The organism is Phreatobacter sp., assembly GCF_016793595.1.
Taxonomy (GTDB): domain Bacteria; phylum Pseudomonadota; class Alphaproteobacteria; order Rhizobiales; family Phreatobacteraceae; genus Phreatobacter.
Genome location: NZ_JAEULY010000027.1, coordinates 39,153 through 53,411, shown reverse-complemented (window position 1 = coordinate 53,411; position 14,259 = coordinate 39,153). Strand labels below are relative to the sequence as shown.

Here is a 14,259-nt window from a genome sequence, read left to right as displayed (position 1 = left end):
ACATTTACATTCTGGAGTCGTCCGCAATGAGCACAGTGGACCTGATCAACGTCCGCAAATCCTATGGCAATGTTGAGGTGCTTCACGGCGTTTCCATGCACATCGAGGATGGCGAGTTTGTTGCCCTGGTCGGCCCTTCGGGCTGCGGTAAGTCGACACTTCTGCGCATGATCGCAGGGCTCGAGGATGTTACGAGCGGCGAGATCAAGATCGGCGACCGCGTTGTCAACGATGTCGCGCCGAAGGATAGGGACATCGCGATGGTGTTTCAGAACTATGCGCTCTATCCCCATATGAACGTGCGCGACAATATGGGCTTCGCATTGAAGCAGCGGGGCGTGCCGCGCGCCGAGATCGAAGCGCGTGTCGTCAATGCGGGCCGGATCCTCGGTCTCGATGCTCTGCTGGATCGCAAGCCGCGAGCCCTCTCGGGCGGTCAGCGGCAGCGTGTGGCAATGGGGCGTGCCATCGTCCGCGATCCGAACGTCTTCCTCTTCGATGAACCGCTTTCCAATCTGGACGCCAAGCTTCGTGTTCAGATGCGATCCGAGATCAAGGAATTGCATCAGCGCCTGGGTACCACGACGATCTATGTCACCCACGACCAGGTCGAGGCGATGACGCTGGCCGACCGGGTCGTCGTGATGAACGGTGGCGTGGTCGAACAGGAGGGGCCGCCGCTGGAGCTTTACGATCGACCGAAAACAGCATTCGTCGCAGCGTTCATCGGGTCACCTCCGATGAACTTCCTCGACGGCGCGATGATCGATCGCACTGTATTCCAGCTCAAGGACGGAACGAAGCTGCAGCTTCCCATACCGGACCAGCAGGGGCGCTCCCGCCTCACCGTTGGCGTCAGGCCCGAGCACTTCGTTCTGTCATCTGACGGTTGGCCTGCGACGGTCTCGATTGTCGAGCCGACCGGCTCCGAGACGCAGATCACTGCGAAACTGGGCGGTCGTCTCATTCGCATTCTGGTCCGGGGTCGGACGGACGTGAAGCCGGGCGATTCGATCCGCCTGACCGTGCCGCCTGACCTGGTTCACATGTTCGACTCAGCCCCTGCGCCCGAAGTCGCGGTGACCGAAGCCGCTTGACGCGGCCGCGTGTGGCGGGATGCAAGGCTTCGGGCAGCCCCTTTGACATCAGTTCATTGGACCTTGCCCGCGGCTCTGATCCGGTTTCAGGTCAGTCATCACCGCCCTGACCGAGAAGCCTGATATCATCGAGCATCTGGCGTCTGACTTGGTCGCCGGCGAGGTGATCGAAGCCTTGGCCGACCAACTCGGCACCGATCCGACGGCCGGAGGCCGTGAACGGCGCGGCCACCGACCCTGCCAATGCGGGGGACCATGAAGACAACCGAGGCACGGGGGAGTTGATCCGGGTCGCCCAACGGTTGACGCGATTGTAGACCGTCGTGTGCGAACCATCCCGATCCGGCAGGTTGTGCCACGGTGAGCCCATCCTCAGCACGTAGAAGATGCCGTTGATCACCCGTTGGTCGTCCACCCGGGCAACACCGCGCGGCTTGTTCGGCAGCAGCGGCTCGATCAGCCGCCACACCGTCTCGCTCAGATCGTAGCGTGCCATTCGAGGCTTCAGACGAGACCTTGAATCAGCCAACCCCAACGCCCGCAAATTTTGCGAGTTCAGAGCCTGGCTCCCAGCGCTGAAACGATAACGAAAATTAACACATTTGAGCGAAGGGTTTCCCACAGAGGAAACCAAATGCTCGACCAGAAAAACAAGGCTGGCGCAGGTTGGCTCAAATCCACCGGACCTGCAGCAGGGCTCCTGCTGATTGTCCTCTGCGCCTCCATTATCGGGCTTGGCTGGTATCGCGAAACCCAGTTGCGGGATTCGGACATCCGGGCCGCCGAGCTCGAGGCTGGCAACCTTGCCCGCTCACTCATCCAGCAGGCGGAGGACAGTGTCGAATTGGTCGACAATGCCCTCATCGGTATCGTGCACTGGCTTGAGAATTTCCGCGACCGCCCTAACGCGATCAAGCATCTCCAAGACCTGCTCCATCTGCGGAAGGCAACACTTCCGCGCCTCAGAGGCCTTTTCGTCTATGCCGCGGACGGCTCCTGGATTGCTACTTCAGAAACCGAGAACATTCGCGGGCACAACAACTCGGACCGCAACTATTTCAGGCAACACCGTGAGTCCGGCGACCGAGGGCCGTTAATCGGCCAGCCGGTTCGTAGCAGGTCCGGCGGCCAGTGGATTGTCACGATCACCCGGCGCCTGAACGGACCCAATGGAGAGTTTGCCGGCGTCGTGCTCGCGTCCCTCGATGTCGGCTACTTCGTTCGCAACTTCAGCCAGTTTGAAGTCGGGCGGGAGGGGTCACTGGCATTGCTCAGGACCGACGGCACATTGCTTGCGCGATATCCGTTCGACGATCAGGTCGTCGGCAGGAATTTTTCTGGCTCGTCGTTCTACCGGCACGCCACGAATGAACAATCCGGAACTGTGCACTTTCTCAGCGTTCTGGACGGCGTGGCGCGCATCAGCGCCTATCACCGCAGCCAGAAGCTCCCCTTGATGATGCTGGTCGCGCGCGGGCGAGACGAAGTTCTGGCACCTTGGCGCACCGAGGCCTATTGGCGCATGAGCATGGTGATCGGGCTGACACTGGTGATGGGCGTCCTCGGCCTTTTGATGCTGCGCGAACTTGCATCACGCCAGCGGCTCTTGCGTACCGTGTCGTCTCGTGAAGCCGAGTTCCGGCTTTTGGCAGAAGCCTCGAACGACATGGTCTCAAGGATCGCCTTCGACGGAACGTTGACTTACGTGTCGCCGTCGTCCCAGCGGATTCTTGGTTGGTCTTCGGAAGAACTCGTCGGGGGGCAGGCGCTTGCAGGGCTCAGTCCAGAAGATCGCTCCACGGTGGAGAGCGTCGTGGCCGACCTCAAGCGAGGCTCAAAGTCCGAAGCTATGATTGCCTATCGCACCCGGCATCGCACAACGGGTACGGTCTGGCTGGAATCCTCGCTTTCAGTCACGCGCGACCCGCAAACCGGTCGGGTCAATGGTGTCGTCGCAATCTCCCGTGATGTCACCGAGCACAAGCAGCTGGAAGGGCATCTCTCCCGGTTGGCAACCCTGGACAGCCTCACGGGGCTCGCCAATCGGCGGTTTCTTGACGATCGCGCCGAGCGTGAGCTTGCGCTCGCGCGGCAGACGGCAAATCCCGTCAGCCTTGTTCTGATCGATGCGGACCACTTCAAGGCGTTCAACGACACCTATGGTCATCTCGCGGGCGACAACTGCCTCCAACAGATCGCGGCTGTCATCCAGAGCCACTCAACCCGACCGGGCGATCTCGCTGCTCGATACGGCGGTGAGGAGTTTGCGTTGCTGCTTGCTGACACGGATGCGGACGGCGCCATGGTTGTGGCTCAGCGCATTCGGGCCGCTGTCGAAGAGTTGGGAATTCCACACGTGGGCAATTCGGCGGCCGGAGTCGTTACTGTCAGTCTGGGAGTCGCGACGGCCAGCGTCACGACCAAGCTCAGGACCTTGAAGGATGTCATCCGGCAATCCGATCAAGCTCTCTACCGAGCCAAAGAGGCTGGCAGGAACAGGGCCCTCGACGATCGCGAGCTAATGCAATCGCCCACGCTACAGCCGTCGCTTGCGATTCCATCAGTTGAACTGGCGAACGTGACTGAACCGCCCCAGCTCCGTTAGAGCCAATTCGCCACAAGTGCTGCGTAGATCGAAGGGCGGTACGTGAGCCTTAGCATGATGCCCGAAACCCTCCGGAGGGATGCTCTGGTGGCGACCTGAAGCCCGTTTCGCCTCCGGCCCGAGGGAGAGCCCAGGGTTTCGCTGCCGGCCTGAGGCGGTCCGTTTTTCCGACGAGGCTTTCATTGCGAACTCGGCCGGCGGCGTGTTGCCGAGCGTCGAACGCGGTCGATGATGGTTGTTGTGCCTCTTCGACGGGGCTTCGGCGAGCGTCGAGAACAGAGTGTTGTTGCCGCAGACGTCCAACGCCTTCGCGCCGGCCCGTTGCTCCTTCAGCACCCCGAGTATCTGCTCTTCCGTGAACCCCGAGGGTCGCAACGTACGTCTCTATGGCCGACGAGTTGTCCCCAAATCCGCAGGAGCGTCAGGGTCTCAGGTCACCGATGGGCAATGACGAACGTCAGCCGCTCGACTTCGCGGTCAAGGTGCGCGCCCACCAACGATGCCGGCGTCAAACGCAGCTCTGATCGCCTCGCCGGACAGTCCGGCTTGTTGCAGGATCGCGACGGTATCGTCGCCGATTGCGCTTGCACGGCGAGGGATCGCGGTCGGTGTTTCAGAGAACCGTGGGGCCGGTCTTGGCAGGTGACCGTCGTCCGACCTCACAAACGCGCCGCGGGCAAGGTTGTGCCGATGCTGCATGGCCTCAAGCGGATCGAGAACAGGCGCGAAGCAGACGTCACTGCCTTCGAGCAGGGCCGCCCATTCGTCCCGCGGTTTCGACCGAAACCTGTTGACCAGGATGGCTTTCAAATCCGGCCACATGGATTGGTCCCATTGGTCGCGGAACCGCTCCTCTGTCAGGTCGAGATTGGCCAGGAGGGCGGCATAGAACTGCGGCTCCATGGATCCGATGGACACGTACTTGCCATCGGAACATTCGTACACGCCGTAGAAGGGCGCAGCGCCATCGAGCCAGTTCGCCTCGCGCTGGATGTTCCAGCTGCCCGCCGCCAGAAGGCCGAAGACCATGGTTCCAAGCACGGCGGCGCCATCAACCATGGCGGCATCGACCACCTGACCCTTGCCGGTCGCGCGGGCGTGAATGATGCCAGCGAGGAGCCCCAGAGCCAGCATCATTCCGCCGCCGCCGAAGTCGCCGATGAGATTCAACGGAGGTGGGGGAGGGCGATCCGCTGAGCCGATGGGCCAGAGCATTCCTGACAGGGCGAGGTAGTTGAGGTCGTGACCGGGAGCGGAAGCAAGCGGTCCTTCCTGACCCCATCCAGTCATGCGGCCGTAGACCAGCCGCGAATTCGCGGCGAGGCACTGCTCCGGTCCAAGACCCAGCCTCTCCATGACGCCCGGCCGATAGCCCTCGATGAGCGCATCGGCGCCCGCGACCAACCGCAGGACAATGTCGGAGGCCCCCGGTTTCTTCAGATCCACTGCGATCGAGCGACGCCCTCGCCCGAGAATATCGCCAATCCCCCAGGCGGGTGGGCCCGTTCTGTCGACCCTGATGATCTCAGCGCCCATGTCGGCAAGCATCATGCCGCAGAAGGGTGCCGGCCCAAGCCCTGCAAGTTCCACGACCCTCACGCCGGCAAGCGGTCCACGACCTTTCACGACGATCTCCCCGTCCGTTTTGCCCCGCTCCGGGTGGGGCGCTTCTTGATCACCCTATTCCCTTCGACCGATGCCCTCATGTCGAGAAAATCACCAGACGGTCATTGAGGTAACTTGACGGTCACTTTGGTAATGCTACGGTCATGGGACAGGCAGGTCCACTCTTGCGAAGGCAAGAATGCGCCGCGGAGGACTGATCGATGTCGCGATGGGCCAATGCCCTTCCGAACCGGGAAGAGCAGCTGGAAACGAAGCGGAAGGCCATCATTCGCGAGGCCGCGCGCGTTTTCAGTCGGCGCGGCGTGCATGGCACGTCGCTCGACGATGTCGCCGAACGCCTCGGTGTCACGAAGGCCGCGCTGTACCGTTACGTTCCCAGCAAGCAGGACCTGCTCTACGCGTGCCACGAGGAAGCCATGGATATCGCCCGGGAGGCGATGGACCGTGGCGAGGCGGAGGGCCGGACCGGACTGGAAAAGATCCGCATCGGCATGGCGCGATACATGCGCGAGATGATCGATGCGATGGGCGTGCCGGTCCTCATCATCGAGGAGAACGCGCTCAGCGGCCAGCAAGCCAAGGACATCATGCAGAGGCGCGACGATTTCGAAAGGCGCATGCGACGCCTGGTCGAGGAGGGTATCGCCGACGGCAGCATCGTCCAGGTGAACGTGAAGATCGCGATGTTCACGCTGCTGGGAGCCGTCCATTGGGTGACCAAGTGGTATTCGCCCGACGGGGCTTGGGGCGCCGAGGACGTCGCCGAGGCGGTGATCGAAATCGCAACCCGCGGCTTCGAAGCGCGTCCAGGCAAGGTTCTGCAGGCCCGACTCAACAAGTAGACCGGGCGCCGAGCGCGAATTCGGTCCGCATGCGGACCCAATAATATTGCTGACCCGCAACCGGGCTGCAGATCAGACTTGGAGGATGACGTGAATTTCGACCTCTCCCCGGACCAGATTGCGCTGCAGGAGCGAGTGCGCACCTTTGCGCAGGCAGAGATCGCGCCTCGCGCCGAGGAGCTTGACCGCAACGCCGAGTTTCCTGTCGACCTCTATCAGAAGCTCGGTGAGCTCGGGGTCATGTCCATCCCGTTCCCCGAGGAATATGGAGGCATGGGTCTCGGTGTCTTCGAGGCGGTCCTGGCCATCGAGGAAGTGGCTCGAGCTGATCAGTCGCTGGCGGTCGCGGCGATGGTGTCCATGGCAACGGGCCTGACGGTCGCGCGTTTTGGAACGGACGAGCAAAAGCGCACGTGGCTGCCTGACATCGTCTCCGGGAAGAAGATCTGCTCGATCGCCGGCACCGAGCCGGACGCCGGCAGCGATACCGCGGGCTTCAAGACCCGTGCAACCGACCTTGGGAACGGGCTCTGGTCGCTGTCGGGGGAGAAGGCTTTCATCACCAACCCTGGCACGGATATCTCGTCCTTCGCCATCATCCTTGCGGTGTCGAGCCCCCGGGACGCGCAGGACAAGAAATTCACGCTGTTCCTCGTGCCCCACGGCACGAGCGGTTACACGCAGGGTGAGAAATACCGGAAGATGGGCTGGCGCTCGAACGATACCCGGCCTCTCTATCTCGATGACTGCCAGCTGCCGGAATCGGCGATCGTCGGCAAGGTCAATGGCGGCCGCTGGGTGCTCCACAAGGGCTATCAGGCGGCGCGATTGTTCCTTTCGGCGTGCTCCCTGGGCCTTGCTCAAGCCAGCCTTGACCATGCCATAGCCTATGCGAAGGAGCGCCAGGCGTTCGGCGGCTCGCTCGGCCGGCTGCAGTTGATCCAGGAGATGATCGCCAAGATGGCGCTCAAGGTCGATAGCGCCCGGTTGGTGACCTATCGCGCCGCGTGGGGCGTCGATGCGGGCAAGGACGACCTGATGGCCCTGTCCATGGCCAAGCTTCATGCCACCGAGACAGGCTCCGAGGTCGCCAACATGGCAATCCAGGTGCATGGCGGATGGGGCTACATGGACGATTGCCCGCCGTCTCGGTACCTGCGCGACAATCGCATCTGCACGATCGGCGACGGCAGCTCGCAGATCCAGGCTCTCCTGATCGCGCGCGAGTGCGGTCTGGACGTGACGTTCCGCTGAACATCTGACGCTGAAAAACAAGAACGGGACAACGGTGGCGCGCCGCTCGCGCCACCGAAGGGGGAAGCCATGACCATGCAGGCCTTGCCTACAGCCAGGCGGGCGGTGCTTGAGGCAGATGCACTCTGCCTGCGCTTTGGTGCCGTCGAGACCTTGAAATCCGTTTCGCTCACCGTGTCGGAGGGCGAAATTCACGCCGTTATCGGGCCCAATGGCGCTGGAAAATCCAGCCTCCTCAACTGCTTCTCTGGCTTCTACAAGCCCCAGTCCGGCAGCGTGCGCTTCGAGGGCGAGGACATTTCCGGCCTCTCACCGCACCGTCGCGCGGCACGCGGCATCAGCCGAACCTTTCAGGGCATCCAGACCTATCCCTCGCTGACGGCACGCGAGAACATCCTTTCCGGCTTTCACATGCAGATGAAAACCGGGCCCCTCTCGGCGCTCTTGTGGTGGGGACCGACACGACGGGAAGAAGAAGAATTCGCAGTCAAGGCCGAGCGGATCATCGAGTTTCTCGAACTTGAAGAACAGCGGCACACCCATGTCGGCGACATGTCCTACGGCATGCGCAAGCGGGTCGACCTTGGCCGCGCCATGGCCCTCGAACCGGCCGTCCTCATCATGGACGAGCCCATGGCCGGCATGAGCAATGAGGAGAAGGAGGATCTTGCCCGCTTCATCCTCGACATCCGCGAGGGAATGGGCATCCCCGTCGTCCTCGTCGAGCACGACATGGAAGTTGTCATGTCGATCTCCGATCGCGTCACCGTGATCGATTTCGGTCAGGTCATCGCCTGCGGCACTCCCGACGAGGTGAGGAGCCATCCCGCTGTCATCGACGCCTATCTCGGAGAGGCGGCATGAGCGGACCGCACATCTTTCACGCCGATCCACCGGGGGAGGGATTGCGCCGATCCGACGGGCGAACCCTTCCCCAACTCCTGCGCGACAATGCCTCCCAGTTTTCGCGCTCGCCAGCGTTGAAATTCAAGAAGGCGGGGATCTGGCAGCGGCGCGACTGGGGCCAGGTCCTGAACGAGGTCCGAGACGTCGCTCGCGGCTTCGCCGCGATCGGGCTGAAGCGCGGGGAGGTCGTCGCGCTCATCTCCGAGAACACCGCCGAGCAGTTCATCACGGAACTCGCGGTGCAGTCGATCGGCGCGATCGTGGTGTGCGTCTATCCCGACGCACCGACCGACGAACTCCACTATGCGCTGGACCATTCCAGAGCGGTCATGGCCCTCGGCCAGGACCAGGAGCAGGTCGACAAGATCCTGGACTGCCTGTCGCGTATCGAGCGGATCCGGCGCGTGGTCTTCGTCGAGGAGCGCGGCCTGTGGTCCTACGACGATCCGCGCCTGACATCGCTGGCCAACCTGATCAAGGAAGGGGCGGATTTCGAAACACCCGGCTGGGTCGATGCCCGCATCGCCGAGGGCAGGGCGGACGAGCCGGCGGCCTATTGCTACACGTCCGGAACGACGTCGCGGCCGAAGGCCGCCATTCTCTCGCACGCCTTCATTCTCGACAACGCGCACCGTCTGATGGGCGCGCTGAACGTTCGCCCGGGCGGCAACTACCTCTCCTACATCTCACCAGCCTGGGCGGCTGAACAGTTCTTCGGCATAGCCTTGCCGTTGCTGGCACCCCTGGTGCTGCACTTCGCCGAGAAGCCGAACACCATCCAGCACGATCTGCGGGAGATCGGGCCGGAATTCCTGATGTTCACCCCCCGCCAGTGGGAGATGCAGGCTTCCGGTATCGAGGCCCGCATGATGGCGGCGGGCCGCTGGCGTCAGCGCCTCTACCGCTGGGGTCTTGCACAGGGGCTCGCACGCGTCCGTGGCTCGACCCAGGGCTTGCTCAGCGGCCTGAAGTGGAAGATCGCCGATCTCCTCGTTCTGAAGGGAGTGCGCGACGTTCTCGGGCTGACCCAGGCGCGCGCCGTGCTGTCGGGTGGCGCCGGCCTGTCCGCCGAGCTGTTCGAGCGGTTCAGAGCCTTCGGGGTGCCGCTCGGCAATCTCTACGGGTCGACCGAACTCGGGCTGATCTCCACTCACAGGCCGGGCAGCCGCAATGCCCATTCGCTTGGCAGCCTCATGCCGTCCGATCCCTCTGTCGCGCAGCCGATCGAGGCCTGGATCGATGAGCGCGGGCAGCTCCGCCTGAAGGTCCTGTCGTTCTCCGGCTATCTCGATGATGCCGATGCCACGAAGGAAATGGGTTCCGGCCTCGACGGCTTCGAGACAGGCGATGCCGTGAGGATCGACGAGACAGGAGAGCTGGTCTTCCTCGATCGCCTGAAGGACCTGCGGGCCCTCAAGAGCGGCAAGTCCTACCCGCCCCAGTTCATCGAGAACCACCTGCGCGCGGCCTCGCTGATCCGCGACGCCGTCGTCATCGGCGATGAGGCTCGCGACAGCGTCGTGGCCCTGATCAACGTCGATTCCGAGATCGCCGGCCGCTTCGCCGAACTGAAGGGCCTGGCCTACGGCACGTTCCCCGAACTCAGCCAGCTGGACGAAGTCAGGCGGGAGGTCTCGCAAGCGATCGAGAACGTCAACCGGCTCCTGGACCCCGGCGCCCGAATTTCAGCCTTCGCCAACCTGCCGAAGGAACTGGATGCCGATGAGTCCGAGCTGACGCGATCCCGCAAGCTCCGAAGGGGTCAGATCCACGACCGCTACAGCGCGATCATCGATGCGCTCTACAGCGGTCGGGATGAGATTCGCACGGAGATCGAGGTCCGCTACCAGGATGGAACCACGAGCAAGCTGAACGCGCCGGTCGCCATCAACAGAATGGGAGTGCCGGCATGATCAAGCTGTTCCAGATCCTCATCGAGGGTGCGCTGGTCGGGCTCGTCTACGGCCTCGTCGCCATCTCGTTCGTGGTCATCTATCGCGCGTCGCGCATCGTCAATCTCGCGCAGGGCGAAGTGCTCGTCATCGGAGCACTGCTGCTGTGGACCTTCACGGCCGGCATGAAGGCCGCAGGCTGGCAGGTGCCGCTGGTGATCAGCCTCGCCATGACGCTCGCCGCCTGCATCGCCTTCGGCCTCCTGCTGGAGCGCTTCGTGTTCCGTCCGCTCATCAGCCAGCCCGCCTTCGCCATCTTCATGGCGAGCGTCGCGCTGCTGATCATGTTGCGCGGCACGGCCCAGCTGATCTGGACCGCCGACACCCGCGCCTTCCCCGCCATCCTGCCGGAAGGAGCGTTCCACCTCGGGCCGTTCCTCATCTCCACGCCGCTGGCGATCGGCGGGCTGTTCTCGCTCCTGTTGGCGATGGGGCTTCACGCCTTCTTCACCCGCACGCGGCAGGGACTGCGCCTCGCCGCCGTCGCCGAGGACCACCGCACCGCCATGTCGCTCGGCGTTTCCGTGCGCTCCGCGATCGCCACGGCCTGGATCCTCGGCACGCTTGTCGCGACCGCCGCGGCAATCGTGCTGCTGTCGGGGCGCGTGGTGTCGCTGGAGGTCGCCCATATCGGCTTCAAGGCGCTGCCCGTGGCCCTTCTCGGCGGGCTCGAATCCATCCGTGGCGCGCCACTCGCGGGTGTTCTGATCGGCATCGGCGAGGCTCTCGCCATGGCCTATCTCGACCCGCTGACGAACGGCGCCGCCTCGGGCCTTCTTCCCTACGTGGTGATGATCACCGTCCTGCTCGTCCGGCCTCAGGGGCTGTTCGGCTGGAAGCGCATCGAAAGGCTCTGAGCCATGCTTCCCACGGGCATTCACTTCGACAGCTACGCCGCCGAGACGCGCGTCCTGAAGACGCCGAGGTCGCGGGTCTGGATGCTGGCGCTCGCCGCCGGGCTCCTCGTCGCGCCGTTCTTCGTCGGCGCCTATCTCACCGGCATCGCCAGCGAGATGTTCATCACGCTGATGGCCGTCTATGGACTGTACGTCACGGTCGGCATGGCCGGGCAGATCAACATCGCCCAGTCGGCGTTCGTCGGTGTCGGCGCCTTCGTCGCGGCGAAGCTTTCCGGCTACGGCCTGCCGGTCCTGCTCGTCATCCCCGTCGCGGCGCTGTGCACGGGCCTCGTGTCGATCCTGTTCGCGCTCCCGGCTGCCCGGGTGAAGGGCCTCTATCTGGCGCTCACCACCCTTGCCGCTCAGGCCATGTTCCCGATCATCATCTACGCGCTGCCCGCGGGGGCGCTGGGCGGGCTTGCAGGTTTGCCGGTGGAGCCGCTGAGCCTCTTCGGCTTCGACTTCGGCTCGCCGACCCACCTCTACTATTTCACGCTCGCCATCGTCGCGATCCTCACCGTCTCGGTGTTCCGGCTGCAGCATTCAAGGTTCGGCCGGGCGATGATCGCCGTGCGCGACAATGACGTCGCCGCCGAGGTCATGGGCATTCCCGTGCTTCGGGTGAAGGTCATGTCGTTCTTCGTCGGCTCGCTCTTCGCCGGCGTCGCCGGCGCCTGCATGGCCTATGTCCTGCAGTTCGTGACGGCCTCCAGCTTCACGCTCTTCGCCTCGGTCTGGTACCTCGGCATGCTCATCGTCGGCGGCCTGCATTCGCCGCTCGGCGCGATCCTCGGCGTGGTCTTCATCACAGTCGTGCAGGAAAGCCTGCACAAGGTCGCCAACACGCTCATGCAGCTGGGAGCCGGCGGCGGCGGCACGCTGTTCGCGCTGACCTCCATCATCCTGGGAGGCTGCATCCTCCTCGCCCTCATCTTCGAGCCGCGTGGCCTCGCCCATCGCTGGGCGGTGCTGCGCAACGCATTCCAGATCTGGCCCTTCCCGCGCAACTGAGCGGGGCGGCGAGGCGGCAAACCGGCACGAACCGGAACCACAGGGAGGAAGACCGATGAAGCTGAGAACGAAACTGATCGCCGCAGCGGCCTGGCTCGTCGCCAGTCTGCCCGCGACTGCAGCCGAGTATGTCATGAGCGTCAGTGCCGATTTCTCGGGGCCTTTCGCCAACGTCATGCCGAACGCCATGTCGGGGGTGAAGACCATCACCGACTGGTGGAACGAGGAGGTGGGCAAGCGTCTCGGCGTTACCGTCAAGCTCTCGATCCACGACATGCGCTATGACGCGGCGGTGATCGCCCGTACCTGGCCATCGATCCTGCGTTCCGAGAAGCCGATCATGCATCTCGGGTTCGGCTCGCCAGATCTGACGACGCTGATGCGTCGCCTGCCCAACGACAAGGTGCCGATGCTGATCGGCACGGCCATGGTCGGCCTCGTCTGGTCGGCGGACGGCTGGCACTATTCGATCCGCCCGACCTACAGCCACGAATTCGGCGGCCTGCTGGCCCGCATGCAGCAGGAGAAGGGGCGGACGCTGAAGATCGCCTCGATCAGCACGCAGAACCAGGCGGGTTTCGTCGACCAGATCAACGGGTTGCGGCAGATGGCGCGGGCCTATCCCGACCGCTTCGAGATGCTGGACACCCAGTGGGCCGACACCGCGCCGGTCTCGCTCACCAGCAGCGTCAGGACCATCATCAGCCAGAACGCCGACGTCATCGTCGTCGGCGGCACGACGGCGCAGGTTCAGGCCACCGCCAGTGCGTTGAAGGAACTCGGCGCCCGCATCCCGGTCATTACCTCCACCCATAACGGGCTGAGCGAGGCGTCGAAGGGCACCGCGCTGGCCGACATGGAGGGCTTCTACTCGGCCTTCTCCTTCGCCTCGCCGGCGCAGGACAACCTGCCGATCCGCGATATCTTCAACCGCTACCGCAAGGAAGGCAGCTGGGGCCTCATTACCGCGCAGTCTGCCGCGCAGGCGCTCCTTGCCCTGCGCGTGCTGGAGCGGGCCGTGGCCAAGGTCGGTCGCGATAACGTCACGGGCGAAGCCATGCGGCAGGCGTTGCTCGACAACGTCTACACCGAGCAGGAACTGCTCGGCGCGTTGCCGACGCTCGACTTCGACACCACCGCCCCGTTTCCGATCGGCCAGATCCGGGCGACCGCCGAAGTGGTTCGCAACGGTCAGATCGTCCCGATCGGTGGCGGATGGATCGACGTTCCCGCGATCACCAAGTGGTAAGCAGCGAGGCTTGGTGATGGGCTTGTCTCTGACCAATGTCGATGTCGTCTATGCCGGGGTCATCCAGGTCCTGCGGTCGGTGAGCATCGAGGTTCCCGACGGCAGCATGGTGGTTATCCTCGGCTCGAACGGCGCGGGCAAGACGACCACACTCAAGGCCGTCTCGGGCCTCCTGCATGCCGAGCTCGGCGAAGTAACCGCCGGGCAAGTCCTGCTCGACGGAAAGGACATCCGCAATGCGGATGCGACCGCCATCTTCGGGCAGGGCGTTGTCCAGGTGCTGGAGGGCCGCAAGGTCCTCGAGCATCTGACGGTGGAACAGAACCTGATGGTCGGGGCGCACCTGCGCTCCGACCGCCGGGAGGTGAAGGCTGATCTGGAGCGCGTGTTCGGCTATTTCCCGCGGCTCCCTGCGCTGCTCCAGCGAACCGCCGGATATCTGTCCGGCGGCGAGATGCAGATGCTCCTCGTGGGTCGGGCGCTCATGGCCAAGCCGCGCTTCCTCATCCTCGACGAGCCTTCGATGGGCCTTGCCCCCATCCTGGTCGAGCAGCTCTTCGAGACGATTGGACGCATCCGCCGGGACGAGGGGCTGACCATCCTGATGGTCGAGCAGAACGCTCGTGCCGCGGTTCGCCAGTGCGACTACGGCTACGTCATGGAAGCCGGTCGCATCGTGCTTCACGGCACGCGCGAGCAGCTTGAGAACAACCAGGACGTCAAGGAGTTCTACCTGGGTTTCTCGGGCCAGGAAGGCCGGGACCGCTTCCGCAACATCAAGCATTACCGCCGCCGCAAGCGGTGGCTGGGCTGAGGCT

At 63.8% G+C, this 14,259-nt stretch carries 11 protein-coding genes and 1 pseudogene; 10 read left to right on the top strand and 2 right to left on the bottom strand.

Annotation, left to right across the window (positions count from 1 at the left end):
* The first annotated feature begins 26 nt into the window (after nt 1–26).
* Nucleotides 27–1,097 (top strand): ABC transporter ATP-binding protein, encoded by a 1,071-nt coding sequence (locus JNK84_RS21860; RefSeq protein ID WP_293428221.1) that lies wholly within the window; start codon nt 27–29, stop codon nt 1,095–1,097.
* Between the two features lie 295 nt (nt 1,098–1,392).
* Here JNK84_RS21860 and JNK84_RS21855 read toward each other — a convergent pair.
* Nucleotides 1,393–1,593: pseudogene (locus tag JNK84_RS21855) on the bottom strand (transposase); the annotation flags it as partial.
* A gap of 138 nt (nt 1,594–1,731) precedes the next feature.
* On the opposite strand from JNK84_RS21855, the gene JNK84_RS21850 reads away from it, so the two are divergent.
* Nucleotides 1,732–3,702, top strand: coding sequence for a sensor domain-containing diguanylate cyclase (locus JNK84_RS21850; RefSeq protein ID WP_293428219.1), 1,971 nt, complete (start codon nt 1,732–1,734; stop codon nt 3,700–3,702).
* Nucleotides 3,703–4,179: 477 nt separating this feature from the next.
* Here the strand turns inward: JNK84_RS21850 and JNK84_RS21845 are convergent, their stop codons facing one another.
* The gene (locus JNK84_RS21845) at nt 4,180–5,334 is read right to left on the bottom strand and encodes a CaiB/BaiF CoA transferase family protein (RefSeq protein WP_293428284.1); all 1,155 of its coding nucleotides are present in this window, start codon (nt 5,332–5,334) and stop codon (nt 4,180–4,182) included.
* Between the two features lie 194 nt (nt 5,335–5,528).
* Between JNK84_RS21845 and JNK84_RS21840 the strand changes: the two genes are divergently transcribed.
* From JNK84_RS21840 to JNK84_RS21805, 8 genes are all read left to right on the top strand, one after another.
* Nucleotides 5,529–6,170: a TetR/AcrR family transcriptional regulator gene (locus tag JNK84_RS21840; RefSeq protein WP_293428217.1), complete on the top strand. Its 642-nt coding sequence runs from the start codon at nt 5,529–5,531 to the stop codon at nt 6,168–6,170.
* Nucleotides 6,171–6,260: 90 nt separating this feature from the next.
* Nucleotides 6,261–7,424, top strand: coding sequence for an acyl-CoA dehydrogenase family protein (locus JNK84_RS21835; protein ID WP_293428215.1), 1,164 nt, complete (start codon nt 6,261–6,263; stop codon nt 7,422–7,424).
* 69 nt (nt 7,425–7,493) lie between these two features.
* The gene (locus JNK84_RS21830; protein ID WP_293428213.1) at nt 7,494–8,288 is read left to right on the top strand and encodes an ABC transporter ATP-binding protein; all 795 of its coding nucleotides are present in this window, start codon (nt 7,494–7,496) and stop codon (nt 8,286–8,288) included.
* Nucleotides 8,285–10,243 carry an AMP-dependent synthetase/ligase gene (locus JNK84_RS21825; RefSeq protein ID WP_293428211.1) on the top strand — a complete coding sequence of 653 codons (1,959 nt, stop codon included), beginning with the start codon at nt 8,285–8,287 and terminating at the stop codon, nt 10,241–10,243. Before JNK84_RS21830 ends, JNK84_RS21825 begins: the two co-directional genes overlap by 4 nt.
* The gene (locus JNK84_RS21820; protein WP_293428209.1) at nt 10,240–11,139 is read left to right on the top strand and encodes a branched-chain amino acid ABC transporter permease; all 900 of its coding nucleotides are present in this window, start codon (nt 10,240–10,242) and stop codon (nt 11,137–11,139) included. Before JNK84_RS21825 ends, JNK84_RS21820 begins: the two co-directional genes overlap by 4 nt.
* 3 nt (nt 11,140–11,142) lie before the next feature.
* Nucleotides 11,143–12,192 (top strand): branched-chain amino acid ABC transporter permease, encoded by a 1,050-nt coding sequence (locus JNK84_RS21815; protein WP_293428207.1) that lies wholly within the window; start codon nt 11,143–11,145, stop codon nt 12,190–12,192.
* A 55-nt stretch (nt 12,193–12,247) separates the two neighbouring features.
* The gene (locus tag JNK84_RS21810; protein ID WP_293428205.1) at nt 12,248–13,441 is read left to right on the top strand and encodes an ABC transporter substrate-binding protein; all 1,194 of its coding nucleotides are present in this window, start codon (nt 12,248–12,250) and stop codon (nt 13,439–13,441) included.
* A gap of 16 nt (nt 13,442–13,457) precedes the next feature.
* Nucleotides 13,458–14,255, top strand: coding sequence for an ABC transporter ATP-binding protein (locus tag JNK84_RS21805; RefSeq protein WP_293428203.1), 798 nt, complete (start codon nt 13,458–13,460; stop codon nt 14,253–14,255).
* Nucleotides 14,256–14,259 lie beyond the last annotated feature (4 nt).